Origin of the sequence: Paraburkholderia hospita (assembly GCF_002902965.1) — a bacterium.
In the GTDB taxonomy this organism is placed as follows: Bacteria; Pseudomonadota; Gammaproteobacteria; order Burkholderiales; family Burkholderiaceae; genus Paraburkholderia; species Paraburkholderia hospita.
The window spans coordinates 581,554-607,675 of sequence record NZ_CP026106.1; the positions used below are offsets into that span (position 1 = coordinate 581,554).

Consider the following 26,122-nt stretch of genomic DNA (forward strand, 5'->3'; position numbering starts at 1 on the left):
ATGCGTGATGTTCGTTCGATCCTGATCTTCGGTGTGCTGTTGGCCGTGGCCGCCAGCGTGTTGCAGTCTGGCGTGCTGCTCACGTTTCTGATGATGTCGCTATATGCGGTGTTGCTATCGCAATCATGGAACATTCTCGGCGGCTATGGCGGGCAATTGTCGTTTGGACATGCATTGTTCTTCGGCGTCGGCGCATACACGCAGGCCATTGCGCAATTGAGCTGGGGCTGGAATCCGTGGCTCGCGTTGCCGGTTGCAATCGCATTCGGCGCGTTTGCCGGGCTGGTGGTGGGTGCGCTAGCGTTTCGCGGCGGATTAAAGGGTTCCTACTTCGCGCTGGTGACGCTGGCCTTTGCCGAAGTGGCGCGCATTCTCGCGGTGTCGGTGTCGTTTACGGGCGGCGGCGTGGGTCTGATGGTGCCGCTGCATGCGAGCGCGGCGAACCTGCAATTTGGGTCCAGGCGCGGCTATGTGTATTTGCTGCTGTCATTCGTGATTGCTGCGTTGCTGGTCACCGCATGGTTGCGTCATTCGCGTTTCGGCGCATACCTGCAAGCAGTGCGGGACAACGAAAGCGCCGCACGGGCGATCGGCGTCGATCCGGTGCGCGTGAAGCTGGGCGCGATCGCGTTATCGGCTGCGTTCATGGGTGCGGCGGGCGCGTGCTATGTGCAGATGTTCCAGTACATCGATGCAGGTATCGCGTTCGGCCCGTCGATCTCGATCGAAGCGCTGGTGGGCGTGATTGTCGGCGGAGTCGGCACGTTGTGGGGACCGGTACTGGGCGCGGCACTCCTTTATGTCCTCGGTGAATCGACCCGCAACCTGTTCGGCGAATTGCCGGGTATCAGCATGGTGATCTATGGCGTGGTGCTGGTCGTGATCGTCATGTTTTTGCCGCGCGGCCTGACGGGTGCGGGCATGTCGGTGCGTCGCATGATGGGCCGGCCGGCGAAACCGAATCGCACTAGCGAGCGCAAGGAGGAAGCCCGTGTCTGATGCGCTTTTGCAGGCCCGTGGCCTGTCCATCACGTTCGGCGGCCTGAAGGCGGTGCAGGACGTCAGTCTCGATGTCATGCCCAACACGCTGACGGCACTCGTCGGTCCGAACGGTGCCGGCAAGACGACGCTGTTTGCGTTGCTGTCGGGGTTTCTTCGGCCCGGAGCCGGGCGCGTCCAGTATCTGGGGCGCGACATTACGGGGATGGCGCCGCATCAGTCGGCAAGGCTTGGCTTGACGCGGACGTTCCAGATCGTGCAGCCGTTCGGCGCACAGACTGTGCGCGAGAACATTGCGGTTGGCGCACACCTGCATCAGCCTGGGCGGCGGGCCGCGCTGGCGGCCGCAGAGGAGGTCGCGGAGCGGGTGAATCTGCATGACAACCTCGATAAACCAGCAGCAGATCTGACCGTGAGCGGCCGCAAGCGTCTCGAACTGGCGCGTGCGCTTGCGACGAAGCCTCGTTTGCTGTTGCTCGACGAAGTGCTCGCCGGACTGAATCCAAGCGAGATCGACGAGATGATTCCCGTCATTCGTGGCCTGGTCGACAGCGGCGTCACGGTGCTGATGATCGAGCACGTGATGCGCGCGGTGATGAGCCTGGCCGAACACGTATGGGTGCTGGCGCAAGGCCGGTTGATCGCGGGCGGCACGCCGCGTGAAGTGACATCGGATCCGTCCGTGATCGAAGCGTATCTCGGTCACGGCACGGCCCAACGGCTGGCGCGTGAAGGAGAACGTCGGTGAGCGCATTGCTCGAAGTGAGCGGGCTTCGCACAGGCTATGGGCGCACCGAAGTGCTGCGCGGCGTGGATATGCGTGTCGACGAAGGCGAGATTGTCGTGCTGCTCGGCAGTAACGGTGTCGGCAAAACCACGCTGAACAACACCGTGTGCGGCATTAATCCTGCGTGGCAGGGCGCCGTGCGGTTCGACGGTCACGACCTGACCGGGCGACACTACCGCGCCGTCGTCGGAGCCGGCCTGATCCAGGTGCCGGAAGGCCGGCGAATTTTCCCGAACCTGAGTGTGCGCGAAAACCTCGAGCTTGGCGCATTTACGCGCGGCAAGCCGAATCGGAGCCGCAACCTCGCGCGGATGCTGGAGATATTCCCGCGTCTTGGCGAACGGATCGATCAGCCGGCGGGCACGATGTCGGGCGGCGAGCAGCAGATGCTCGCGATCGGCCGCGGCTTGATGGCCGAGCCGCGTTTGCTGATTCTGGACGAGCCGTCGCTGGGTTTGTCGCCGTTGATGGTCGAAGAAATGTTCGCGCTCATTGCGCGGCTGCAGAACGAGGGACTCGCGATTCTGCTGGTCGAACAGAATGTCGGCCAGTCGCTCGAAACCGGACAGCGTGGCTATGTGCTGGAGAACGGGCTGGTCCGTTACTCCGGCACATGCGCGGAGTTGATGGCCAGCGACGAATTGCGTCGCGCCTATTTGGGGATGTAGTCGATGGCAGCAGCACAAACGCTTGCGCAAAAGCTGATTGCGGCGGCCTGCGGGCGGCCCGAAGTCGAAGTTGGAGAAATCGTCACGTGCAACGTCGATCTCGCGATGTTCCATGACTCGAGCGGTCCGCGCCGGTTGCAGCCGATGCTCGAACAGCTCGGCGCATCGTTGTGGGACAAGTCGAAAGTCGTGCTCGTGATCGACCACTATGTGCCGGAGGCCGACGACGAATCGCGCCGGATCGTGCGCATCGCGCGTCAATGGGCAAGCGCACAGCAGTTGCCGAACGTCTACGACAGTGTCGGCATCTGCCATGTGGTGTTGCCGGAACGTGGCCACCTGCGACCGGGCATGTTCTGCGTGGGCGGCGACTCGCATTCGCCGACAGGCGGCGCGTTCGGCGCATACATGTTCGGCATCGGCAGCACGGAGATGCTCGGCGTCGCAGTATCCGGGCAGATCTGGGTCAAGGTGCCGGAGACCTTGCAGATGAACTGGCGTCATCGCCTTTCATGCGGCGTGACGGCGAAAGACATGATGCTGCATATGATCGGCCGCTTCGGCATGAACGGCGGCCGCTATCAGGCCGTCGAATTCTGCGGCGAAGCCATCAACGCGCTGTCGATGCAGGAACGCATGACGCTGTCGAACATGAGCGCGGAACTGGGGTCGCAGGTCGGCCTGATTGCGCCGGACGCGATTACGGTCGACTATCTTCGCGCCGCGGGCGTGCAAGATGAGATCGATGTCGCTCGCTGGCAAAGCGATCCGCAAGCCCGCGTCGAGACGCACGACTTCGACGCCGCGCAACTCGCGCCGCAAGTGGCCGCGCCGCACAGCCCGGCGAATACGCGCGATGTCGGCGCGTTCGGCGATGTCGCCGTGCAGGTCGCCTATATCGGCGCGTGCACTGGCGCGAAACTCGAGGACTTGCGCGCGGCGGCCAGAATATTGCGCGGGCGCCGGGTGGCCGAGGGCGTGCAACTCGTCGTGGCACCGGCCAGTATCCGCGACCAGTCGCAAGCGGCAAGCGAAGGCGTGATGGATGTGCTAGAAGCAGCTGGCGCGCAAGTGCTCGCCACGACATGCGGCGCGTGTGCCGGTTATGGCGGCTCGATTCCCGAAGGCAGCACGGTTGTGTCGAGCACCGCGCGCAACTTCAAAGGCCGTATGGGCGCCGAGACGGCGCAGGTCTATCTGGGTTCGCCCTATACGGTTGCGGCGTCTGCGTTACGTGGACGCATTACCGATCCTCGCGAGGTGCTCGCATGACCGCTTGCCGCACGGCGTTCGCCGAAACCGGGTGGACTTCCGATATGCATCGCGTATGGCGGGTCGGTGGGGATATCAATACCGATTCGCTCGCACCCGGCGCGTATATGAAATTCGGCATCGACGAAATCGCCCGCCATTGCTTGCAAAACGAGCGCCCCGATTTTGCAGCGGGCGTCCAGACGGGCGACGTGCTCGTGGCCGGGCCGAACTTCGGCATCGGCTCATCGCGCGAACAGGCTGCCGCTGCGCTGGTACGCCTGGGCGTGCGGGCAGTGATCGCACCAGCGTTCAATGGCCTGTACTTTCGCAACGCATTCAACGTCGGCCTGTTGCTGCTGACGTGCGCCGACGCCGAAACGATCGGAGAGGGCGAGCGCATCGCGATCGACCCCCACGGCGGCGGCATCCTGCTGGCCGATGGGCGCGAGCTGCCGTGCGATCCCGTCCCTGCATTTCTGCTCGACATGGTCGACGCAGGCGGTCTGCTCAATTTGCTCAAGCAGCGCTACCCCACACCCAACGGAGTCATCTCATGCTAGACCCGGTCACGCTGGCGGTCCTCAAGGGCCGGCTGGAACAGATCGCCGATGAAATGGACGCGACCCTGTACCGCAGCGCCTTCAATCCGATCATCGCGGAAGCACACGACGCCTGCCACGGTATCTACGACGCCGTTTCGGGCGCGACGCTGGTGCAGGGCAAGTCGGGCCTGCCGGTGTTCGTCGGCGCGATGGCGTTCGCGGTGAAGGCGGCAATCCGCGTGGCAGGCGAGCGCGGCGGCATGATCGACGGCGACGTCTGGCTCTTCAACGATCCGTACGAAGGCGGCACGCACGCGAACGACTTCAAGCTGGTGCGTCCCGTGTTTCGCGACGGCAAGCTGTTCTGCTTCCTTGCGTCAGCGGCTCACTGGCACGACGTCGGCGGCGCGGTGCCCGGCAATTACAACCCGGCCGCTACGGAGTGCTGGCAGGAAGCCGTGCAGATTCCGCCCGTGCGGATCGTGCGGCGCGGCGAACTCGATGCCGACGTGCTCGCCATTCTCAAAGCGAACACCCGCTTGCCCGATAGCCTGTGGGGCGACCTGAACGGCCAGCTTGCCGCGCTTGAACTCGGCGCGCGCCGCCTGAACGATCTGCTCGGCGACTACGGCGACAACGTCGTGCTTGAATCGCTCGCGCTGTTGCGCGAACGGGCTGTCAGGCTGATGCGCTCGCACGTGGCAGCGCTGCCCGACGGCGACTATACGTTCGACGACATGCTGGATAACGACGGCGTGCGCGACGAGCCGCTGAAGATCGCCTTATGCATGCGCGTTGCCGGCGACACGCTGACACTCGATTTCACCGGCACGTCGCCGGCTTGCGCCGGACCTGTGAACATCTCGCGGGCCACGGCGATCGCCGCCTGCTATGTCGCGCTCAAGCATCTGTTCCCGGACGTGCCCGCGAATGCGGGCGTGCTCGACGCCGTGTCGTTCGTATTGCCGGATGGGCTCGTGATCTCAGCCGACCGGCCGCGTCCGGTCGGCGGCTATACGGAAACGATCCTGCGCATGATCGACGTGATTTTTTGTGCGATGGCCCAGGCCGCGCCGGAACTCGCGATGGCGCAGGCTTACGGCACGATCAACGCGCTGTCGATAGCCGGTCATCGCAGCAGCGGCGCACGCAAAGGTCAGCGCTGGGTGATGTTCAGTTTCTTTGGCGGCGGTCACGGCGGACATTCGCAAGGCGACGGCCTGAGCCACGGCAATGCGCCGATTTCGACCGCGACGATCCCGCCGCTGGAAATTCTGGAGGCCGCCTATCCGGTGCGCTTTACGCAATGGGCGTTACGTCCCGATTCGGGCGGCGATGGCACCTATCGTGGCGGGCTGGGCGCGATCTATGAAATCGAACTGCTCGAAGACGAAGCGGAAGCGTTCATCTTCGGCGAGCGCGGACGCTCCGCGCCGCAAGGCATCGCGGGCGGCGCGGCGTCGGTGCGCAACGTGTTCCGCTATCAGCAGGATGGCGAATGGCACACGCCGCCGATGGCGTCGAAGATGCTCGGCATCCGCCTGAAGCGCGGCGAACGCGTGCGGCTGGAAACGCCCGGCGGGGGCGGCTATGGCGCGCCGTCGGAACGATCGGATGCGGCACGCGAACACGACCGCGCGATGGGTTATGTCACGATGGATATGAAGGAGCGACAGGCATGAAGGATGCGGCACACGGTTCTCTGGTCGTCGGCGTCGACGTGGGTGGCACGTTCACCGACCTGTTCGTCCTCGACGAAGCCGCCGGCACCGCGCGCGTGGTCAAGGTGCCGTCGACACGGGGCGAAGAAGCGCGCGGTTTCATGAACGGCATCGAACGCATCGGCGGCGAAGGCGAAGGGCATGGCGGCGCGCGTGCGATTGCGACGGTCGTGCATGGCACGACGGTCGGCACCAATGCGTTGCTCGAACGAAAGGTTGCCCGCACCGGCATCATCACGACGGAAGGTTTTCGCGACGTGCTCGAAATGCGGCGCCGCGACCGGCCGCGCACCTGGGGCTTGCGTGGGACGTTCGAGCCGGTCGTGCCACGCGATCTGCGACTCGAAGTGAGCGAGCGCGTGCTGGCCGACGGCACGTTGCATACAGCCGTGGACATCGCCCAGGTCGAGGCCGCCGCGCGCGCGTTGCTCGAACGCGGCTGCGAGGCAGTGTGCGTGTTCTTCGTCAATGCCTACGCGAATTCCGTCAATGAAGTGCACGCAGTGGCCGCGGTGCGCGCGATCTGGCCCAACGCGAACGTCACGGCAGCGACCGAAGTGCTGCCCGAGATCCGCGAGTTCGAACGATGCTCGACGGCCACGTTGAACGCGTCGTTGCAGCCCGTCGTAGGCAGCTATCTGACGCGTCTCGAGAGCGATCTGAAAGCGCATGGATTCGGCGGCGAATTGCTGGTGGTGCAAAGCAATGGCGGGATCATGTCGCGCCAGACCGCGTGCGATGTACCCGTGCGCACGGCGTTGTCCGGCCCGGCTGCGGGCGTGATCGCCTGTGCCGCGATCGGACGTGCCGCGGGCTTCCCGAATCTGGTGACGGGCGACATGGGCGGCACATCGTTCGATGTGTCGCTGGTTGCGCGCGGTGAAGCGTCGTTGTCCGCGCAGACCTCGATCGATTTCGGCATGGTAGTGCGCGCGCCGATGATCCAGATCGAGACGATCGGCGCGGGCGGCGGCTCGATTGCATCGGTCGATGCGGGCGGCCTGCTGCAGGTCGGCCCCGAGTCCGCCGGCAGCGTCCCAGGCCCGGCGTGCTACGGACGCGGCAACATGCGCCCGACCGTCACCGATGCCAACGTGCTGCTCGGTCGGATAGCAGCCGATCGTCCGCTGGGCGGCGGGCTTCTGTCACGGATGGACGCCGGCAAGTCGCGCGAGGCGATCGACATGCACGTCGCTGCGCCGCTAGGACTTGATGCGTACGCCGCGGCCGAAGCGATCCTGACGGTGGCGAACGCGAAGATGGCGGGTGCGATTCGCCTGGTGTCGATCGAGCGGGGCCATGATCCGCGCGAGTTTGCCTACATGCCGTTCGGCGGCGGCGGCGCGCTGCACGTGTGCGCGATGATGCGCGAAGTTGGCACCACGACGGGCATCGTGCCGCGTTTTCCGGGCGTGACGTCGGCGATCGGCTGCGTGATTGCCGATATGCGCCACGACGGCGTGCAGACGCTGAACCGGGGGCTGGCCGAACTCGATGTCGACGATCTGCGTGCCCGCGTCGCGGGCATGGCCGACGCGTGCCAGCAGCGGCTCGATTCGGCGAGCGTCGCCTTCGAAGCGGTGCGCGAGAACGTCGAACTGGACATGCTGTACGTCGGCCAGAGCCATACGGTTCGCGTCGAAGTGCAGCGCGACGCGCTCGATCGTGCGGCGATTGGCGCCGCGTTCGAAGCCGCGTACCGCACGGCGTTCGGGCGCGCGCTGGACGGCATTCCCGTGCGCATCATGAACCTCCGCTATGCGCGCATCGGTGTCCGGCCCAAGTTCGATCTGGCCGTGCTGGCACCGAAGGCCACGACGATGCCGGCCTCGCCCGGCACGCAAGCGGTATTTCATGACGGCCAGTGGTGGGACGCCGTGCGCCATGCACGCCTCGACTTGCCGGTGGGCGCAACGGTGGACGGTCCCGCGATCCTCGAACAGGCCGATACCACGATCTGGCTCGAACCCGGGTTCAGCGGTCGAGTCGACCCATTGGGTAATCTGCTGATCACGCGCCGCACGACCTGAGAGATACGCATGATGACTTCCGGCACGCAACTCGATCCGCGACAGACCGCGCTCATCATCGTCGATCTGCAAAACGACTTTGTGAGCGAAGGCGGCGCCTATCATCGCGGCGGCGCGGCGTCGGACGCGGCGCGCGCATTGCCGCTGCGCGTGGCGCCAGTGGCTCGCGTGCTCAAGCAACGAGGCGGATTTGTCGCGGCAAGCCAGTTCACGTTATGGCCCGACGCCCAGGGTGAGCCGATGATCTCGCCGCATCTCAGGCAACTGCGCCCGTTCCTGCGTCGAGGTGACTTTGTCGCTGGGTCGAACGGTCACGCGACCGTCGCCGCACTCGACGATCTGGTCGATGTGTCGGTGTGGAAAGTCGCGTATTCCGCGTTCTTCAACACGCAGCTCGACTGGGTGTTGCGTCGCGCGGGCATCGAGGTCGTGGCGATCTGCGGCATCGTCACCAACGGCGGCGTGGCCAGCACCGCGCGCGACGCGCATATGCGGGACTATCGCGTGCTCGTTTTGGGCGACGGTTGCGCGGCATCGACGCAAGCAGCGCACGACGCCGCGCTTGCCGATCTTTGCACGGTCGGTGAGGTGACGACGTGCGAGGCTTTCCAGAGCCGCCTTGGCGCGTGAGCAGAAAAGAGGCTGGTTGGTCGCCATGGATGGCGGCGGCATCACCCGACCGAAAACAGGAGTAGAGACAATGGCGACAAAAGTAAACGGACTTAAGACCATCCTTCAGCAAGGTTCAGTCCTTGCCCCTGGCGTCTTCGACGCATTGACAGCGTTGATCGCCGAACAGGCTGGCTTCGAGGCGCTGTATCTATCCGGCGCATCGATTGCCTACACGCGGCTTGGCCGCTCGGATGTCGGTCTGACGACGTCATCCGAAGTCGAAGATACGCTTGCGCGGATTACCGAGCGTGTCGATGTTCCGTTGATCGTCGATGCCGATACGGGCTTCGGCAATGCGTTGAACGTCAAGCGCACGGTGCGTGGCTTCGAACGCGCTGGCGCGGCCATGATCCAGCTGGAAGATCAGACCTTCCCGAAACGTTGCGGGCATCTGGACGGGAAGTCATTAATCCCGGTTGCTGAGATGTGCGGCAAATTGCGCGCGGCAGTCGATGCGCGATCGAACAGCGAGACGATGATCCTGGCGCGCACCGATGCGGTGGCCGTCGAGGGACTGGACGCTGCGCTCGATCGCGCCGAGCGATATCTGGAAGCAGGTGCCGATGCGTTGTTCATTGAAGCGCTGCGCTCGGTCGAACAGATGAAAGCGGCCTGCGATCGCTTCGCAGGACGGGTTCCGTTGCTCGCGAATATGGTCGAGGGCGGTAAAACGCCGGTGCACAGCGTGCAGGCGCTGACGCAACTGGGATTTCGCATTGTTATTTTTCCCGGCGGCACGGCGCGCGCGGTCGCGCATACGTTGCAGGGTTATTACTCCAGTCTGCGTGAGACCGGAACGACTTACCCTTGGAAAGATCGCATGCTCGATTTCGACGGAATTAACGACGTGATCGGGACGCAGGCGTTGATGGCAGAATCGAAGCTGTACGGTTAAAGACGCTCATCGCCTGCTCGCGGAGATCGCCGCCACCGGCAAACCGCGACGGCGATCGCGTCATCGTCACAGGGCATTCCAGACGCGGTCGCAAACAAGTGGCGAGCTTCAGGTGATGGCACCTAGTTGCCACGGCACGAACTCGTTGTGGCCGTATCCGTGCAACTCGCTTTTCGACTTTTGCCCGGAAGCGGTCGCCAGCATCAGTTGAAAAATTTCCTCCCCCATCTGCTCGACGGTGCGCGTTCCGTCAATGACCGCGCCGCAGTTGAGATCGATATCTTCCTGCTGTCGATGCCAAAGCGCCGTATTCGTCCCGAGTTTCAGTGACGGCGACGGCACGCATCCGTATGCTGAACCACGTCCTGTTGTAAAGCAGATCAGGTTCGCGCCCCCCGCGACCTGTCCCGTGGCGGAAACGGGATCGTAGCCGGGCGTATCCATGAACACCAAACCATGAGCGTCGACCTGTCCGGCATAGCTGTACACGTCGACGAGATCTGTCGTGCCGCCCTTGGCCACCGCGCCCAGCGATTTCTCGAGGATCGTGGTCAGTCCTCCCGCCTTGTTGCCGGCCGACGGATTGTTGTCGAGACTCGCGTTCATCCGCGCACAGTAAGCTTCCCACCAGCGAATACGGGCAACCAGCTTCTCGCCCACTGCCTGCGACACCGCGCGGCGCGTGAGCAGATGCTCGGCGCCATAGATTTCCGGCGTTTCGGAGAGAATCGCCGTGCCGCCGTGCGCAACCAGCCGGTCGACGGCTGTGCCCAATGCCGGATTGGCGCTGATGCCCGAGTAGCCATCGGAGCCGCCGCATTGCAGCCCAACCAGGAGATGGCTGGCATCGACTGGCTGACGTCGCACCTGGTTGGCCTCGGCAAGCATTGCCTTGACCTGGTCGATGCCAGCCGCCACCGTGCGTGAGGTGCCGCCACTGCTCTGGATCATCATCGTCTTCAGCGTGGCGCTCCCCGCGAGACCTTGTGCCTCCATCAACCCATCGATCTGATTGGTCTCGCAGCCCAGCCCGACGATCAACACAGCGGCGAAGTTGGAATGGCGCGCGTAGCCGCCGATCGTGCGGCGAAGCACTTCGAGCGCCTCGCCGTTGGCGTCGATCGCACAGCCTTGTCCGTGCGTGAGGGCGACGACGCCATCCACGTTCGGATAGTCGGCAAGTGCCTGCGGATTGACGTCGCGCCGGAAGTAGTCGGCGATGGCGCGTGCGGCCGTGGCCGAACAATTCACCGACGTCAGTATCCCGATGTAGTTGCGGGTCGCGACACGCCCATTGCTGCGGACGATGCCCTGAAACTGCGCGGGCGGTTGCACGTGTATCGTCGGCCGGACGCCGGCGCCGAACGCATAGTCTCGCTCGAACGTGCCAATGGCGAGATTATGCGTGTGCACGTGCTCGCCGGACTCGATGGGGCGCGTCGCGAATCCGATGATCTGCCCGTAACGTCGTACGGGCGCGCCACTTTGGACAGCCCGTAGGGCGACCTTGTGTCCGGGCGGCACCAGGCCGCGCACGGTGATGCCGTTACCGAGGCACATGCCCGCAACCAGTTGATGTCGCGCGATCACGACATCGTCATCGGGATGCAGCCGGATGATGGGATCAGTCGATGCCGCGGCAGCGGCAAGCGGCGTCGCTTCAGAGTCCGTGGTCGTGCGCATCAGACGGCTTCCTTGCCGGTTTCTACGTCCAGCGCCGCAAGGGATGGTATGCCGTACCGTGCACCGCATGCTTCGAGCGCCGCGACGACAGCAGGACGCAGGCGCACGCCATGCGCGAGCTGCTCGCCGCGCCGGGCCATCGCGCGGTCGCCGGGCAGGCGCACGGGATCGTGCGGGACGCGCGGTGCATTGCTGCGGCAGGCATCGCCTAGCCAGTCCATTTGCCGTCGCAACGCTTCGATGCCACCCAATGCGGCCGGATCGTACAGCGTCATGAAGACGGTCGCGCCCCAGCCCTCCGAAGGGTCGGCGCGGCCGAATCCAGCGAGACCCCCAGTGAGTGCCTCGATCAGCAACGCGAGACCGAACCCCTTGTGACCCGCCGACAGTCCACCAAGCGGCAGGATCGTGCCAGGCGGATCGGCAAACAGCACGCCCGGATCGCGTGTCGCGTCGCCATGCGCATCGAGCATCCATGGTTCGTCGAACAGCTGGCCATTCTGGTGAAGGCGTGCGCTCATCGCATTGGTCGTTACGGATGCCGAAATATCGATCAGTATCGGCGTGGTCGACGTGGGCACGCCGAGCGCGATGGGGTTGGGTGTAAACAACGGGCGCGTGCCACCGAAAGGCGCAACACTCTGCACGCTGGGATCGGAGCTCGCCAGCATCATCACCAGATTCGACTCGGTGGCGCGCAGCAGATACGCGGCAAGGCACGCGATGTGATGACTGCGTCGGATGACGAGGGTTGCGCTGCCGAGTTCTCGCACACGGGGCATCAGCGCATCAATTCCGGCGTGGACGAGTGCCGGCCCCGGCAGCCGGTGACCATCCCACAGCAAAGTGGCGGCGCGGTCGGAGATAACTTCGGGCTTTCCGTCGTACGTCATCGTGCCCGCTTGCAGCTCGCGGACGTAACCGGACAACAGCGCGAGGCCGTGAGTATCGTGTCCCATCAGGTCGCCTTCGACGAGCGTGCGTGCAACGTCGTCCGCGTATCCGCTGGCGAGGCCCGCTTTGCCCAGCACGTTGCGCGCATAGTCACGCAGCGAATTTGCGTCGTAGCGGTTCTTTTCCATCGCCATGTCTCCCCTCGTCGATGTCACGCAGCGGCTCGAACAGAATGCCGGCCATTGCGGTATGAGACGGACGATAGTCGAATGAACGAAGGCTGAGAAGACGTTGATTCAATGATCAAGTATTGTGCGCTGCACGGATGCTCACCTAGACTGGCCTCGCCGATGCAGCACAGCGCTGGCTGCATCTTCTCTCGCTGACAGCAACGGGGATCGAGGAGAGACATCTGTGAGCAATGAATACATCACCGGCAAGGTGAAAGCCATCATCGGTGCGCAGACCGACTGGGTTGTGTCGACACATCCCGTCGAAGCGGGCGAAGTGCGCCGCTTCCATCACGCGACGATGGACGACGCGCGCCGCTACTGGGACGAAGACTGGGCTGCGACGAGCCGCTACGGCAGCGTGGTCGCGCCGCCCGGTTTTCCCGTGCATGCATTTCGCCGGCCAGCGAACTCGCCCGATCCGCTCGACGACATGAACAAGCCCGACTACGACGGGTTGAGCCGCAGCTTCAGCGGCCTGCCTGCCGTCGAAGTCGAACTGCCGCGCGACCTGAACGGCGGCTACGAATACGAGCTGTATCGCTACGCGCGCGTCGGCGAGAAGGTGCTGCGTCAGGCACGCTACAAGGACATCGTGCAACGCGACGGCAAGAGCGGTCCGATGGTGTTCGTCATCATCGAGGAGACCTACACGACCGAGTCCGGCGAAAAGCTGCTCAAGGTCACCAATACGCAGATCATGCGCTAGGCGAGGACTGTCATGGCCGCACTATGTTTTGAAGACGTCGAAACCGGCACGGAGATTCCGCCTGTCGTCAAAGGTCCGATGACCACGGCGCACATCATGCGCTGGTCGGCTTCGATGGAGAACTGGCACCGCATCCACTACGACTGGCGATTCGCGACCGGGCACGACAAGCTGCCCGACGTGATGGTCAACGGATCGTGGAAGCAGCACATCATGCTGCAACTCCTGACGGATTGGGTCGGCGAGAGCGGTTGGGCATGGAAGCTCCAGTTCCAGTTTCGCGGCATGAACGTGCCCGGCGACGTGATTACGGCCTGGGGCCGCGTGACGGGCCGCGAGCGGCGCGGCGGCTATGGTCTCGTGCATCTGGAGATCGGGCTGCGCAACCAGCAAGGCAGGGAGAGCACGCCGGGCACTGCGACGGTCGTCCTGCCAATGCGGCATGGCGCACCTGTGCCGTATCCGTTCGATCCTGCTGTTCTCGATGAGGCAGCGTGAGTACGGCCGCCTCTGCCGCGCCGCTGCGGGCGTCGACGGTGCCCCTTGCCGCGCCCCTGGCTGGCGTGCGTGTGATCGAATGGAGCGGCTCGATGTCGGCGTCGTTCTGCGCGCGCGTGCTGTCCGATCTCGGCGCCGACGTGCTCAAGCTCGAACCACCGGGCGCGGGCGATCCATTGCGGCGCGTTGGTCCGTTCGCGCCGCACGCGGCCTACGGCGAAGATGCCGCGCTCTTCGCCTACCTGAATCATGGCAAGCACAGCGCGACACTCGATCCATCGTACCCGGCGGGCGCCGCATTGCTGAAGCGCCTTGTCGAATCGGCTGATCTGCTGATCACGTCCGCGCACGCGTCGCGCCTCGCCGAACTCGACCTCGACGGCAACACGCTGAGGAAGCTCCAGCCAGCACTGGTGACGCTCGCCGTCACGCCATTCGGAACACGACTCGCGGATGACGCGTCGGCGAACCGGACGGACCCCGACACGCCTGCCGCCTTCACCGATTTCACGCTCACGCATCATGCGGGCTATGCGTTCCATCAGGCGCGGCCGGTGCATGCGCCCAGCGAGCAGCCGCCCGTCGCGTGCGCGGATCGCGAAGTCGCGCTCGCGACGGGTATCGCGGCGACGAACGCCGCGCTCTGGGGCCTGCTCGAAGCCCAACTGCACGGCGAGGGCCGCAGCATCGAATGCGCGGAGCTGGACGTCATTGCTCATCTGTTGATCGAACCCGTTGCCGATTACGGACGCGGAGAACGCACCTTCAGCCGCCTGCGCGAGGAACTGCAAGGCACGGAAGTCGCGGGCGGGCTGATCTGGCTACTGCCCTGCAGGGACGGCTTCGTGATGATTTCGCCGCGCGAGGAGCATCAGTGGGAACGCTGGGTCGAACTGCTCGGCAATCCGCCGTGGTCGCGCGATGCGGCGCTGTGCGGCGAACGCACCGCGCGCAACGAGAACTGGATGACCCTTCAGGAAGAAATGGCGAAGTGGACGCGCGAGCATACGCGCGCGGATGTGTTCGAGCGCGCGCAGGCGGCGCGCGTGGCGTGCTTTCCCGTTAGCGGCGCGCGCGATCTGCTCGAGAACGCGCAATTGAATGCGCGGCGCTTTTTCGATTGCTGGGAAGGCACGGGCGACACCCCGCTGTCGATGCCGGGCTTGCCGTTCTGCCTGCGCACGAGTTCCGGCGCAGAACTGCCGCGCGGGCGGGACGTGGCGTCGCCTCGCTTGGGCTCGGCTAATCGCGCCGTATTCGAAGAGCGTCTTGGGCTGTCGCCGGCTCACATGGAAACACTGCGCCAGCAGGGAGTGGTCTGATGAGAAAAGCGGAAAGCGGGGCATTGTCCGGCCTGCGCGTGATCGACTTCAGCTGGGTACTGGCCGGCCCGATGACCACCAAGATGCTCGCGGGCATGGGCGCGGAAGTGATCAAGATCGAGTCGTCGACCCGGCGCGAGCACACGCAGCGTCAGCCATGGTGGGCCGTGGTGAACGCGGGCAAGAAGAGCTGCACGATCAATCTCAGCCGGTCGCAGGGCCCCGAGCTGATTCGCCGCCTGATCGCGCAGAGCGACATGGTGGTCGAGAACTTCTCGAACGGCGTGCTGGCGAAGTTCGGGCTCGACTACCCGGCGCTTGCCGCGATCCGGCCTGATCTGATCTTCGTCTCCGCGTCCGGCACCGGCCGCGAGGGACCACAGCGCGACGCGCTCGCCTACGGCTCGCTTTTGCAGGCCTACAGCGGCCGCGCGAGTGTGGTCGGCACGCCGAACGAGCGCGTCGAGGCGATGGGCATCCTGCCGGCGTGGACCGATCCGATCACGGCGCTGTGGGAGTGCTGTGCGGTGCTGGCCGCCATCCGCCACCGCCGCGTGACGGGCGAAGGCGCTTTCATCGACCTTTCCATGCTGGAGAGCACAGTCGCGCTGCTGCCGGAACTACTGTTTCGCGAGGCCTTGGGCAGCGCCACGCCGGCCGCGAGCGGCGCGCGCGAATGGAGCGCCGCCCCGTCCGGATGCTTTCGCTGTGAGGGCGATGACGCGTGGCTTGCCGTGTCCGTCTGCGACGACGGGCAATGGCGCGCGCTATGCGATGCAATGGACAAGCCCGGACTCGCCACGGACTCGCGCTTTGCCGACGCGCTTGCCCGCGCTGCACATCGTTCGGAAGCGGACGATCTGCTCGCCGCATGGCTCGCACACCAGCCGGCCGGGCAGGCGCTCGACGCGCTGCAATCGCGTGGCGTGCCGGCGGCGCGTTCGCGGCATATCGGCGCCGTGATGGAAGACCCCTATTTTGCGAAGCGCGGGCTATTCCCCGAACTGGCCGACGGCTCGCGCAGCATTGCGCTGCCGTGGCGTGACAGCGAGGGCTTTCGAGGCGATTTCACGCCGCCGCCACGGCTTGGCGAGCACAACGACTACGTGTTCCGCGAGCTGTTGGGACTCGACGCGGGCGATATCGAAGTATTGACGGAAGCGGGCGTGCTGCGCTGAGGGCTCGATCGGCCTGATCGGCCCGCTGAACAATCTATCTGAAGGAGCGGTGACATGAGAGAGAAGGTAGCGGTATGCGAAGTGGGGCCTCGCGATGGCCTGCAGATGGCGCACGACATCATGCCGACGGAGCTGAAGGCGCGCTGGATTGAGGCCATTGCGCAGGCGGGTGTCGGCGAGATCGAAGTCGGGAGTTTCGTGCCACCCAGGCTCGTGCCACAGATGGCGGACACGGAAGCGATCGTGAAGGCGGCGCTGCAGCAACCGGGCCTGCGCGTGATGGCATTGGTGCCCAATCTGCGCGGCGCACAAGCGGCGTATGCGGCGGGCGCCCATGGAGTCGGCGTGCCCGTTTCGGTGAGCGAAGGCCACAGCCGGTCGAACACGCGCAAGGGCACAATGGAACAGGTCGCGGAAGTGCGCCGGATCGTCGAATGGGTCAGGGAACAGGAGCGGCCGATGGCGATCGAGCCCGGCTGTGCGACCGCGTTCGGCTGCGCGATCGACGGCGTGATTCCGCTGCAGAAAGTGATCGAAACAGCCGTGGCGCTGGCTGAAGCCGGCGTCGATGCCGTCGCGCTGGCCGACACGGTCGGCTACGGCAATCCGGCGCAGGTGCGAAAGATGGTCAAGGCGGTGCGCGCCGAGATCGGCGACCGGCTGACCAAGCTGCATCTGCACGACACCATGGGACTCGGGCTCGCCAATGCGCTCGCCGGACTGGAAGAGGGCATTCGCTCGTTCGATTCGGCGCTGGCGGGCCTCGGCGGCTGCCCGTTCGCACCGGGCGCGTCGGGCAACATCGTCACCGAAGACCTGGTGTTCATGCTGGAGAGCATGGGCTTCGATACGGGGATCGACCTGGACCAACTGATCGCCGCGCGCGATCTGCTGCATGAAGGCGTGCCCGCCGAGCCGATGTACGGGCAGGTGTCCAAGGCGGGCATTCCGAAGACGTACCGTGTGCTCGCACCGCTTCATGCGTAGCGAGACCGTCAGTCCGCGTAGGGCTACTGGCATAACCGGATTGTGAGCTCACAGGCATTCGATTATCTTGTCGGTCACTGTGCCCCCGTACGGCGTCCCGCCGTCGGCAAGGAGACCGAGGTGCAACGGAACCGACAAGACGGCGCGGCAGTCCCCGTGCAAGCGGCCGGCGATTATCTGACACGCGCCGAAACGCTCGCGCTGCTTCAGATCAAGCTGCAAACGCTGTATGCCTACGTCAGCCGAGGCTTGATTCGCAGCGTGCCGCAGGGCGACAAAGGCCGCCGGCTGTATTCGCGTCAGGACGCCGAGCGCATGAAGTCGCGCGCCGATGCGCGCAGCGGCCATGCCCCCGTTGCAGCGGCCGCGATGCGCTGGGGCGAGCCCATCATCTCCAGCACGCTCACGGAGATCACCGCGCAAGGACCGCGCTATCGCGGCGTGGGGGCGCTCGACATGGCCCGCGACGGGCAGACCTTCGAAGCCGTCGTGAAAGCGCTGTGGAATACAGGTGACGAGCTCACGCTGTCATGGCAACCCTGCGCCCGCACGCTGCGCTTTGCCGACGCGTGGCCGCGCATCGCTGGCATGCAGCCTCGGCGCGAACTCGTACGGTTCTTCGCCGACATCGCGTTGCGCTTCGGCAGCGAACATCTGCGCGGCGCGCGCTCGTCCGATGCGCAGTTCGTCGCGGCGAGCCGGATGATCGCGACGATGGCGCATTGTCTCGTCCATTTGCGCCGCTCGCACGATAGTGCGACGGCTGTCGCGCGCAAACGCGGCGGCGGGCTGTCCGCGACGCTGCTCGCCGTGCTGGGCGGAACGGTTTCGCCGCAGCACATTGCCGCGCTCGATGCGGCTCTCGTGTTGTGCGCCGATCACGAGCTCGCGCAGGCGACCTTCGTCGCGCGCATTGCCGCGTCGGCGGGCGCCGATGTCGGCGAATGCGTCGCGGCGGCGATCCTGACGCAAACGGGGCTCACCTCCGCGCGCTCATACGAAGCCACCGAAGACCTGCTGCGCGCCTGCAAGACGACGGTGCAGGCACAACGGCTGTTCGAAGAGCACCATGCGGCCCACGGGAGTCTGCCGGGCTTCAATCATCCGCTGTACCCGGAAGGCGACCCGCGCGCCCGCTATCTGATCGACGTCGCGCGGCGGCTCGAGGGCCGTCATCCGTCCGTCGAGCCGCTGTATGCGGCGCTGGACATCGCGGCGACGCATGGCTGTCTGCCGAGTCTCGAATTCGGCTTGACGTTGCTCACGATCGCATTGGGTCTGCCGCCGCGCAGCGCGTTTTCGCTGTTCATCATCAGCCGCACGGCGGGGTGGCTTGCGCATATTGTCGAACAGCGCAAGTCGGGCGCGCTGATCCGTCCGCGCGCCGATTATCTGCAGGCGCGTCCGGCTTCGGATGATGCAGAGGACCTGCTGCCCGTCGGCGGCGCGATGCTGGCGGCGCAATCGCCTTCCTGACTGTCGCCTCGTCGAACGCTGCTACCTCAACGGCCCCGTGCGGGCCGTTTTTATTGCATGCGTCGATAGTCGGGCGCCGTTCGCGTCGCCGTGCAAATAAAGCGAAGTTGATTCAACGATCAAGTATTGTGGGTCATCGCGCGCGTCACTAGACTGGGCTCTACTGAAAGGGAATAGCAGCCGGGCTGGTGGACTGGAGAGGGGCGTGTCAGGGAAGCTGATTGCGTCGCGCTCACAATCACGATGTCTCGAATGAAAATAATTAGTATCCCGACATGATTGTCCGCGTCGATGTGGGGCTCAGCATTGAGCGTCCATCCAGACAGGGCGCACAGGAGGAAGACACGATGAGCACCCCGAACAGGGCGATTGGCGCCGATGTCGTCGGCTCGCTTGAAAGGGCGGACTATCCGTCACGTCCCATCACTGCGGGCTCGGTGACCGCGCGCTTTGACCGGCTGCCGATGACTGCCACCATGTGGAAGCTGCTCTTGCTCGTCGCGCTCGGCGGATTCTTCGAGCTCTATGACGTGTACTTCGCGGGTTACATCGCGCCGGGCCTGTTTCACTCGGGCATCCTCACGCCGACCACGCCGACCTTCTTCGCGATGAACGGCCTCGCCGGTTTTCTCGCATCGCTGTTCATCGGCCTGTTCATCGGCACGATCGTCTTCGGCAGTCTCGCGGACCGCTTTGGCCGGCGCCGCGTGTTCGCCGCGTCGATGCTGTGGTACTGCGTCGCGGCCATCATCATCGCGTTCCAGGACACGGCGCTCGGCCTCAATGTATGGCGTGTCATCTGCGGCATCGGCGTGGGCGTGCAGTACGTGACCATCGACTCCTACGTGTCGGAGCTGACGCCGCGTCACGCGCGCGGGATGGCCTTTGGACTCGTGTACGGCGTCGCGCAGATATGCGCACCGTTGATCGCGTTCCTGGCATGGGTGCTGGTGCCCATCGCACCGTTCGGCTTCGACGGCTGGCGCTGGGTGATCGCGCTTGGCTCGGTGGGCGCATTGCTGGTCTGGTATCTGCAACTGCGTCTGCCGGAATCGCCTCGCTGGCTCGCGCAGAAGGGCCGCGTCGAAGAGGCCGAGCGCGTCATGCAGATGATCGAAACCCGTGTGCGCAACGAGTACGGCAAGGAATTGCCCGCTCCCGCCGAAGCGCCCGAAGCGGACGAGCAGAAGGGCACGTTGCGTGAAGCCTTCAGCCCGCAGTATCGCAGTCGCACGCTGATGCTCGTCGTCGTCAACTTCTTCCAGACTATCGGCTATTACGGCTTCGTCAGCTGGATTCCGACGCTGCTCATCGCGAAGGGCATCCTGGTGACGCGCAGCCTCGAATACACCTTCCTGATCGTGCTGCTCTATCCCATCGCGCCGTTTATCGTCATGCTCGTCGCGGACCGCTTCGAGCGCAAATGGCAGCTTGTGTGGAGCGCGATATCGGTGGCGGTGATCGGCGTGATCTTCTCGATGTTGAAGGCGCCGGGCTGGCTGATTGCCGTGGGCATCGTGCAGACGCTGGTCGTCAACTGGCTCTCGACCATCGTGCACACGTATCAGGCGGAATTGTTCCCGACTCGCATGCGCGCCGGCGCAGTGGGCTTCGTCTACTCGTGGAGCCGCCTGTCGTCGATCTTCGTCGGCTTCTTCATCGCGTTCTTCCTGCGCGAGTTCGGCCCCGGCGGCGTGTTCGCCTTTATTGGCTGCGCAATGACGATCGTCGTGCTTGCGGTCGCGCTGTTCGGACCGCGTACCACGGGCCTTGCACTCGACGATATCGCTCGATGAGTATCAAGGCGTCCGCCGCAATTTGTGGAAATCCTGACACGCCTCGCGAGGGCGTTGTCAGGTTGTTCTGGTCATCGCGTAAGATGGTGCGATGAAGAAATCAAAGTCGCTGTATCAGGGTCACCGTTTCACCGCTGGTGTTGTCAGTTGCGCCGTGCGTTGGTTTGATCCGGCAGCACTTCGCGCTCAAACGACATCTGCTGTGTGCTTCGCTGTATCGAAAACAACTCGCGAACGCTTTGCCGCGTGGCATCGATTTACTGAGCTCACCCGCTAAGGATGCGCCATCTGCTGGTTGCGCGGCTGAAGGTGTGGTGACCGACTGGGTCGAATTTTGACCAACCGCCCGGACTGACATAGTTCTCTCCAAACGTTTCGCCGCTTTTCGGCAGGTGGCCTATCGGCAACCCGCACCAGTCACTTGCGCAGAATATTTTTTCGAAACTGCCAATCGGTTAAGGTCGCGTTAATGTTTGACGCGTACACTAAGGCAGTGGACCTTCGGCTTATGGCGGCATGACAGTCGTCCTTACAACGGTCGCATGTTCCTTACCGGCAATTCCAATTCAGTAAATGACTGGCTGCCTGAGCGCAAGCTAGTCGAAGATATAACTGGAGACCCTTCAACGCATCATGCAAGCAACGCCGGTTGCGAGGCAATTAGGCCATCCGCTCACGTAGAGTCGCCGTCGGATTGTTGGTCCACGTGTCGACGTCAACTAAAACTGCCGGGGCGGCAGAAGTAATTGTCGCGCCAGACACCTGTCTGTTACTCGTGGGGGGCAAGCCAGGATCCGCGCCCTTTACAGGCCTTTCACGTCCCGGCGCCAATCTTCGTCGCTTCCATCAGGCGTCGCTTGGACAGCATCGGGAAGTCGGTGTAGGAGTTTGACTTTCGCCCTATCGATGCTTTGCTTCAGTGTGGTACGCCAGGACAGCGACATCGCCTTGGCCGTCTTACCTGATCAACGTTTGTGGTCAGCGAACAGAGGCGTTTCAGTTGGCATAGCCGACCGCCACACAGGAGATGGTCTTGCAACAAATCGGTCATTTGCTCGTCGTCGCTTTACTGCGCACGCTCTCAATACTTCCGTACCAATGGGTCGCGAGGCTTGGCAGTGGGCTCGGCGCGGCCCTGTATACGATTCCTGGCCGTCGCAAACATATAGTCCTTGTCAACCTGCGTCTCTGTTTTCCGGAAAAGACGACACGTGAGTGCGATGAGCTTGCAAGGGAACACTTCCGGCACGTCGTCCGCAGCTATCTCGAACGAGGCATTCAATGGTTTGGTAGCGCCCAAAGAATAAGAAATATTGTCCAGGTCCAAAGCGCGATTGATCTCGAAGACAGGAATGCTCCGCCCACCATCTTTATGGGGTTTCATTTCGTGAGCATCGAGGTTGGGTGCATGCTTTACTCGCTGAAGATGCCCGCCGCTTCCTTGTACACGCACATGTCCAACACGCGACTTTGCGATCTGGCCAGACGGCAGCGCGGCCGATTCGGCGCAGAGATGATCGAACGCTCGACCAGCGCCAGGAAGATCGTGAGACTCCTTCACGAGGGCAAGCCGGTCATGCTTGCCGCGGACATGGACCACGGCATCGAAAACTCTGTTTTTGTGCCTTTTTTTGGCGTCCCAGCGTGCACGCTGACTTCTGTTTCGCGACTTGCGAGAATGGGGCACGCACGCGTTGTGCCGTTCGTCACGGAAGTACTGCCGGATTTCAAAGGGTATCGGTTGAACGTTTTTGCGCCGCTCAGCGATTTCCCATCGGGAAGCGATACGGATGATGCGCGTTGCATGAATGCGTTTCTTGAGACCCAGATACTGAAATTTCCTGCCCAGTACTACTGGGTGCATCGACGCTTCAAACATCGTCCACAGGGTATGCCCGCGGTATATTGATTGTGCGATGCGCACAGCTCTTTTTTATGTTTCCGGCAATCTGTCGAAACGGCGCTGTCACGTTAAATTGTTCGCGACGCAATAGCAGAGAGGGCACATGTTGCTCAGAATGCGAACGGATCTTGGGCGGCCTCAGTGAAACGATGCCAGGCGGCAAAGCGTGCGGCGAGCTGTTTGCGATAGAGTGAGGCGCGTAGCAGGTGTCCCTTGAGCGCGAAGTGCTGCCGGATCGGACCGAAGCTCGATAAGAAAGTCTGCGTGCGTTCAGGCTTCGCGGAAGCCACGCATGCGTCGCTCGCGTTCGCGCGTCGGCTGATGACTGTTTTTCGCCCGGTTATCGACCCGCGCGCTGGCTTTGACGAAGACGTGTTTGACGTGAGGCAGTGCGGGAATCCCGGCTTTCGCGGCCGGATAGCTGCGTAGCTGGTCGGTCACGATCTTGCGCGGTGCCTCAGCACACGAGGCAAGCAATCGCCGGAATGCGCATCGATAAACGCAGACACATCGTCGAGGACGGGTGCGACCGTGATGACAGACGAGAGCGCGCGAATCGGGCGCGCGAGGCTTCCGACGATGATTGCGTGGTTCACTCCTGTATAACGTTCCAGGGTGAAGCGGTCGTGGGCGGACTCGAGTCGCGCAGCGAAGCGCGTCGTATTGCCTGGATCAACTGTGCGATCCGCCGTGCCGACTCCCAACCAGATCGGCGGCTCGGATCCGTTGACGTGATTGATCGGCTGGCTGTCTTCTCTCAGTTCGGCTGGAAAAATCGTTTTCAGATTCTCGTCCCGCAAGGGAAGGAAATCGTACGGACCGGCCAGCCCGATTGCGCCTGCGAGTGAATGCGCGTCGATGCCGTATCGCATCAGATAATGCCGATCCGTTGCGAGCAGCATCACAATCTGCGCGCCGGCTGAATGTCCCATCAGAAACATATGCTGCGGGTCAGCGCCAAAGTCTGCTGCGTGCGTGTGCGCCCAGTCGACCGCTGCGGCTGCGTCCTCGATAAATCCCGGAAAGATTGTGTCGGGATAGAGCCGGTAGTCGGGAATTACCGTCACGTAACCGCGCGACGCCAGCGCCTCTCCAACAAACCGGTAATCCCGCCGATCACCCGTTTGCCAGCTGCCGCCATAGAAGAAGACCACCAGCGGTCTCGGCGTGTCTGCTGATGCAGATGACGTCGGCACATAGACGTCAAGAGCGTGCCGGTCGCCACTTTCATACGGGAGTGCAGTATGCGCCGAGTAACCGGTCCGTGGTACGAGCGCGTCAATGAGCTTGACGGGACTGCATGCCGCGAGCGTTGCTGCCGCCGTGACGGCCAACACCAGACATCGCGACCGCATTCTGATGGCTTTCATGAGGGGGCCTCTCGACAGAACGGCGGGCTAGCGCCCAAGCTTGTTTATACGCGAGCCGAGATCACGCGGATGCGAACGGCGCAGAGCCGATCGGCAACAAAACGTTGTGGTCTGCTGGCCCTCATGAAACCATACGAGGAACATTCCATGCGCAAGCTTCGACCGACGTTCTGGAAAATCGGGCTGCTCGCATCCAACCTGAATCGTTCAACACGTGGATCAACAAGAAGCCTGGAATTTCGCCCAGGCTAACCATCCGTCATCCTGGTTAATTGATCCGCAGATGGGGCGCGGGTTATTTTACGAAAAACCCAGCGTCACCACCCGCGCAGAATCACCGCGCGCCCGGCTCCACGCCAGGCCAGTGAAGGGGGATAGCGCGCATCAAGCCCATTCGAAGGAGACACCATGCACGACATCAAATCAATGAAACGAGAGATTCCCGTTTTTGAGGTGCCAGACGCGTTCTCGAAGCGGGCGACGATCGCAGGTATGGGCGTCTACAATGCGCTGTGCGCAGAAGCAGAAAAAGACTACGAAGGATTCTGGGCTCGCCTCGCTCGCGGTAATCTTTTTTGGTCCAGACCATTTACGCAGGCTCTGGACGAGAGCAACGCGCCATTTTATCGATGGTTTGGTGATGGTCAGCTCAACGCGTCGTACAACTGTCTTGACCGCAATCTGCAAACCGGGAACGGCGACAAAGCCGCAATCCTGTTTGAGGCAGACGACGGCGCATTAACGCGCGTCACATATCGCGAGCTGCATGCCAAAGTCTGCCGGTTCGCAAACGCGCTGAAGAGCCTTGGTGTCTCCGGGGGCGACCGTGTCGTCATCTATCTGCCGATGTCGATCGAAGGCGTAGTCGCCATGCAGGCTTGCGCTCGCATTGGAGCGATCCATTCGGTGGTCTTCGGAGGTTTTTCGGCGAAGGCACTGCAGGAGCGTATCGCCGATCTTGGTGCGGTTTTGCTGATCACGGCGGACGAACAGATGAGGGCGGGGAAGGTGCTTCCGCTCAAGTCCATCGCGGACGAGGCGCTCACGATGGGAGGCTGCGAGTCCGTGCGTCACGTAGTGGTTTACCGGCGGACAGGCAACAGGATCGAATGGATTGAAAATCGCGATCGCTGGATGCACGAGATTTCGGCGAGCCAGCCCGAGACATGCGAAGCCGAACCGGTGGACGCCGAGCATCCCCTCTTTGTGTTGTACACGTCCGGTTCCACCGGCCGTCCTAAAGGCGTACAACACAGCACGGCCGGCTACCTGCTCTGGGCGATGCTCACGATGCAATGGACATTCGACATCAAGCCGGAGGACGTGTTCTGGTGTACCGCAGATATTGGCTGGATCACGGGGCACACGTATATTGCATACGGGCCGCTCGCGGCGGGCGCAACGCAGATCATGTTCGAAGGTGTGCCGACGTATCCCAACGCGGGCCGCTTCTGGGAAATGATCTCGCGCCACAGGGTCAGCATTTTCTACACCGCGCCGACGGCGATCCGCTCGTTGATCAAGGCAGCCGACGCGAATCCCCAGGTGCGCCCCAGCCGCTATGACCTGACGAGTTTGCGGCTGCTCGGCACTGTGGGCGAGCCAATCAACCCTGATACGTGGCAGTGGTATCACCATCACATCGGCAGCGATCGCTGTCCAATTGTCGACACCTTCTGGCAGACCGAAACCGGCGGCCATATGATCGCGCCTTTGCCCGGTGCGACGCCGCTCGTGCCGGGCTCGTGCACGCTTCCGTTGCCGGGCATCATGGCCTCGGTGGTCGATGAAAGCGGGCAGGCATTGCCGGATGGGAGTGGCGGAATCCTTGCGATCCGGCGCCCATGGCCGTCGATGATCCGCACGATCTGGGGCGATCCTGAGCGATTCCGGCAGAGTTACTTTCCCGCGGAACTTGGAGGTAACCTCTATCTCGCTGGTGACGGAGCGATCCGCGACAAGGACAACGGCTACTTCACGATCACGGGTCGCATCGACGACGTGCTCAACGTTTCCGGACACCGGATGGGGACGATGGAGATCGAATCGGCGTTGGTCGCCCACCCTCTGGTGGCCGAGGCCGCCGTAGTGGGTCGTGCCGATGAAGTGACCGGGGAGGCCATCTGCGCCTTCGTGGTGCTCAAGCGCGAGTGTCCGTTGGGCGGCGAAGCGCGGCAACTCGCTGGCGACCTCCGAAAATGGGTAGGCGAGCAGATCGGACCGATTGCCAAGCCGAAGGACATCCGGTTCGGAGACAACTTGCCGAAGACACGCTCGGGGAAGATCATGCGGCGACTGCTACGCTCGCTGGCTAAAGGTGAAACAATCACCCAGGATGTCTCGACTCTCGAAAATCCCGCGATTCTGGAGCAACTGGGCGAGGCATTCTAGCGTCGACGTATACTGAGGGATGGTATCAGTACCCTCGCGTTCGCACACGATCAACGAGTCACCATGGCAATCCCCGCCTCTCCCCGGCAAAGCAGAATGAGCGAACCATCGCCGTCT

General features: G+C 63.4%; 21 protein-coding genes and 2 pseudogenes. 19 read left to right on the forward strand and 4 right to left on the reverse strand.

What is annotated here, in order from left to right:
* The 9 genes from C2L64_RS21060 to C2L64_RS21100 all read left to right on the forward strand — a co-directional run bounded on the left by C2L64_RS21060 (window position 1) and on the right by C2L64_RS21100 (window position 9,568).
* Window positions 1–999: a branched-chain amino acid ABC transporter permease gene (locus C2L64_RS21060; protein ID WP_009771115.1), complete on the forward strand. Its 999-nt coding sequence runs from the start codon at window positions 1–3 to the stop codon at window positions 997–999.
* Window positions 992–1,747 (forward strand): ABC transporter ATP-binding protein, encoded by a 756-nt coding sequence (locus tag C2L64_RS21065; protein WP_009771114.1) that lies wholly within the window; start codon window positions 992–994, stop codon window positions 1,745–1,747. The genes C2L64_RS21060 and C2L64_RS21065 overlap by 8 nt, the downstream gene beginning before the upstream one ends.
* Window positions 1,744–2,454 carry an ABC transporter ATP-binding protein gene (locus C2L64_RS21070; protein ID WP_039902854.1) on the forward strand — a complete coding sequence of 237 codons (711 nt, stop codon included), beginning with the start codon at window positions 1,744–1,746 and terminating at the stop codon, window positions 2,452–2,454. The genes C2L64_RS21065 and C2L64_RS21070 overlap by 4 nt, the downstream gene beginning before the upstream one ends.
* A gap of 3 nt (window positions 2,455–2,457) precedes the next feature.
* Window positions 2,458–3,726, forward strand: coding sequence for a 3-isopropylmalate dehydratase large subunit (locus C2L64_RS21075; protein WP_009771112.1), 1,269 nt, complete (start codon window positions 2,458–2,460; stop codon window positions 3,724–3,726).
* A complete protein-coding gene (locus tag C2L64_RS21080) occupies window positions 3,723–4,268 on the forward strand; it encodes a LeuD/DmdB family oxidoreductase small subunit (protein ID WP_009771111.1) in 546 nt (181 codons plus the stop codon). Before C2L64_RS21075 ends, C2L64_RS21080 begins: the two co-directional genes overlap by 4 nt.
* Entirely contained in the window at window positions 4,262–5,932 is a 1,671-nt protein-coding gene (locus C2L64_RS21085) for a hydantoinase B/oxoprolinase family protein (protein WP_007733437.1), read from the forward strand. Before C2L64_RS21080 ends, C2L64_RS21085 begins: the two co-directional genes overlap by 7 nt.
* Entirely contained in the window at window positions 5,929–8,001 is a 2,073-nt protein-coding gene (locus C2L64_RS21090) for a hydantoinase/oxoprolinase family protein (protein ID WP_009771110.1), read from the forward strand. Before C2L64_RS21085 ends, C2L64_RS21090 begins: the two co-directional genes overlap by 4 nt.
* 9 nt (window positions 8,002–8,010) lie before the next feature.
* Entirely contained in the window at window positions 8,011–8,631 is a 621-nt protein-coding gene (locus C2L64_RS21095) for a cysteine hydrolase family protein (protein ID WP_007733435.1), read from the forward strand.
* A 70-nt stretch (window positions 8,632–8,701) separates the two neighbouring features.
* Window positions 8,702–9,568: an isocitrate lyase/PEP mutase family protein gene (locus C2L64_RS21100; RefSeq protein WP_009771109.1), complete on the forward strand. Its 867-nt coding sequence runs from the start codon at window positions 8,702–8,704 to the stop codon at window positions 9,566–9,568.
* 108 nt (window positions 9,569–9,676) lie between these two features.
* Here C2L64_RS21100 and C2L64_RS21105 read toward each other — a convergent pair whose 3' ends face one another.
* Together C2L64_RS21105 and C2L64_RS21110 are read right to left on the reverse strand one after the other, a co-directional pair.
* Complete coding sequence (locus C2L64_RS21105) at window positions 9,677–11,251, reverse strand: UxaA family hydrolase (protein ID WP_009771108.1); 1,575 nt, start codon at window positions 11,249–11,251, stop codon at window positions 9,677–9,679.
* Window positions 11,251–12,339, reverse strand: coding sequence for an Ldh family oxidoreductase (locus tag C2L64_RS21110; RefSeq protein WP_009771107.1), 1,089 nt, complete (start codon window positions 12,337–12,339; stop codon window positions 11,251–11,253). The genes C2L64_RS21105 and C2L64_RS21110 overlap by 1 nt, the downstream gene beginning before the upstream one ends.
* 220 nt (window positions 12,340–12,559) lie before the next feature.
* On the opposite strand from C2L64_RS21110, the gene C2L64_RS21115 reads away from it, so the two are divergent.
* The 9 genes and pseudogenes from C2L64_RS21115 (at window position 12,560) to C2L64_RS21160 (ending at window position 22,250) form a co-directional block, all read left to right on the forward strand.
* A complete protein-coding gene (locus C2L64_RS21115) occupies window positions 12,560–13,084 on the forward strand; it encodes an FAS1-like dehydratase domain-containing protein (RefSeq protein WP_007733430.1) in 525 nt (174 codons plus the stop codon).
* Window positions 13,085–13,096: 12 nt separating this feature from the next.
* Window positions 13,097–13,582, forward strand: coding sequence for a hotdog family protein (locus C2L64_RS21120; protein WP_009771106.1), 486 nt, complete (start codon window positions 13,097–13,099; stop codon window positions 13,580–13,582).
* Complete coding sequence (locus tag C2L64_RS21125; protein WP_009771105.1) at window positions 13,579–14,904, forward strand: CaiB/BaiF CoA transferase family protein; 1,326 nt, start codon at window positions 13,579–13,581, stop codon at window positions 14,902–14,904. The genes C2L64_RS21120 and C2L64_RS21125 overlap by 4 nt, the downstream gene beginning before the upstream one ends.
* Window positions 14,904–16,082 carry a CaiB/BaiF CoA transferase family protein gene (locus C2L64_RS21130; protein WP_009771104.1) on the forward strand — a complete coding sequence of 393 codons (1,179 nt, stop codon included), beginning with the start codon at window positions 14,904–14,906 and terminating at the stop codon, window positions 16,080–16,082. The genes C2L64_RS21125 and C2L64_RS21130 overlap by 1 nt, the downstream gene beginning before the upstream one ends.
* Window positions 16,083–16,136: 54 nt before the next feature.
* Window positions 16,137–17,069: a hydroxymethylglutaryl-CoA lyase gene (locus tag C2L64_RS21135; RefSeq protein WP_009771103.1), complete on the forward strand. Its 933-nt coding sequence runs from the start codon at window positions 16,137–16,139 to the stop codon at window positions 17,067–17,069.
* A 120-nt stretch (window positions 17,070–17,189) separates the two neighbouring features.
* Window positions 17,190–18,545, forward strand: a complete 1,356-nt coding sequence (locus tag C2L64_RS21140) for a citrate/2-methylcitrate synthase (RefSeq protein ID WP_007737102.1) — start codon at window positions 17,190–17,192, stop codon at window positions 18,543–18,545.
* 347 nt (window positions 18,546–18,892) lie between these two features.
* Window positions 18,893–20,341, forward strand: a complete 1,449-nt coding sequence (locus tag C2L64_RS21145; protein WP_007737103.1) for an MFS transporter — start codon at window positions 18,893–18,895, stop codon at window positions 20,339–20,341.
* 161 nt (window positions 20,342–20,502) lie between these two features.
* A pseudogene (locus tag C2L64_RS54950) lies at window positions 20,503–20,618 on the forward strand (IS6 family transposase); the annotation flags it as partial.
* Between the two features lie 750 nt (window positions 20,619–21,368).
* A complete protein-coding gene (locus C2L64_RS21160; RefSeq protein ID WP_236674155.1) occupies window positions 21,369–22,250 on the forward strand; it encodes a lipid A biosynthesis lauroyl acyltransferase in 882 nt (293 codons plus the stop codon).
* Window positions 22,251–22,354: 104 nt separating this feature from the next.
* Here C2L64_RS21160 and C2L64_RS21165 read toward each other — a convergent pair.
* Together C2L64_RS21165 and C2L64_RS21170 are read right to left on the reverse strand one after the other, a co-directional pair.
* Window positions 22,355–22,730: pseudogene (locus C2L64_RS21165) on the reverse strand (DDE-type integrase/transposase/recombinase); the annotation flags it as partial.
* The gene (locus C2L64_RS21170; RefSeq protein ID WP_009771099.1) at window positions 22,682–23,614 is read right to left on the reverse strand and encodes an alpha/beta hydrolase; all 933 of its coding nucleotides are present in this window, start codon (window positions 23,612–23,614) and stop codon (window positions 22,682–22,684) included. The pseudogene C2L64_RS21165 and the gene C2L64_RS21170, both read right to left, overlap by 49 nt.
* Window positions 23,615–24,022: 408 nt before the next feature.
* Between C2L64_RS21170 and acs the strand changes: the two genes are divergently transcribed.
* A complete protein-coding gene (acs, locus tag C2L64_RS21175; protein ID WP_009771098.1) occupies window positions 24,023–26,005 on the forward strand; it encodes an acetate--CoA ligase in 1,983 nt (660 codons plus the stop codon).
* Window positions 26,006–26,122: the final 117 nt, after the last annotated feature.

Coding starts and splice junctions, on each gene's coding strand:
- C2L64_RS21090 (WP_009771110.1), top strand. CDS start 5,929: ATGAAGGATGCGGCACACGGTTCTCTGGTCGTCGGCGTCGACGTGGGT.
- C2L64_RS21105 (WP_009771108.1), bottom strand. CDS start 11,251: ATGCGCACGACCACGGACTCTGAAGCGACGCCGCTTGCCGCTGCCGCG.
- C2L64_RS21095 (WP_007733435.1), top strand. CDS start 8,011: ATGATGACTTCCGGCACGCAACTCGATCCGCGACAGACCGCGCTCATC.
- C2L64_RS21085 (WP_007733437.1), top strand. CDS start 4,262: ATGCTAGACCCGGTCACGCTGGCGGTCCTCAAGGGCCGGCTGGAACAG.
- C2L64_RS21110 (WP_009771107.1), bottom strand. CDS start 12,339: ATGGCGATGGAAAAGAACCGCTACGACGCAAATTCGCTGCGTGACTAT.
- C2L64_RS21160 (WP_236674155.1), top strand. CDS start 21,369: ATGGTCTTGCAACAAATCGGTCATTTGCTCGTCGTCGCTTTACTGCGC.
- C2L64_RS21135 (WP_009771103.1), top strand. CDS start 16,137: ATGAGAGAGAAGGTAGCGGTATGCGAAGTGGGGCCTCGCGATGGCCTG.
- C2L64_RS21060 (WP_009771115.1), top strand. CDS start 1: ATGCGTGATGTTCGTTCGATCCTGATCTTCGGTGTGCTGTTGGCCGTG.
- C2L64_RS21130 (WP_009771104.1), top strand. CDS start 14,904: ATGAGAAAAGCGGAAAGCGGGGCATTGTCCGGCCTGCGCGTGATCGAC.
- acs (WP_009771098.1), top strand. CDS start 24,023: ATGCACGACATCAAATCAATGAAACGAGAGATTCCCGTTTTTGAGGTG.
- C2L64_RS21080 (WP_009771111.1), top strand. CDS start 3,723: ATGACCGCTTGCCGCACGGCGTTCGCCGAAACCGGGTGGACTTCCGAT.
- C2L64_RS21120 (WP_009771106.1), top strand. CDS start 13,097: ATGGCCGCACTATGTTTTGAAGACGTCGAAACCGGCACGGAGATTCCG.
- C2L64_RS21100 (WP_009771109.1), top strand. CDS start 8,702: ATGGCGACAAAAGTAAACGGACTTAAGACCATCCTTCAGCAAGGTTCA.
- C2L64_RS21145 (WP_007737103.1), top strand. CDS start 18,893: ATGAGCACCCCGAACAGGGCGATTGGCGCCGATGTCGTCGGCTCGCTT.
- C2L64_RS21075 (WP_009771112.1), top strand. CDS start 2,458: ATGGCAGCAGCACAAACGCTTGCGCAAAAGCTGATTGCGGCGGCCTGC.
- C2L64_RS21170 (WP_009771099.1), bottom strand. CDS start 23,614: ATGAAAGCCATCAGAATGCGGTCGCGATGTCTGGTGTTGGCCGTCACG.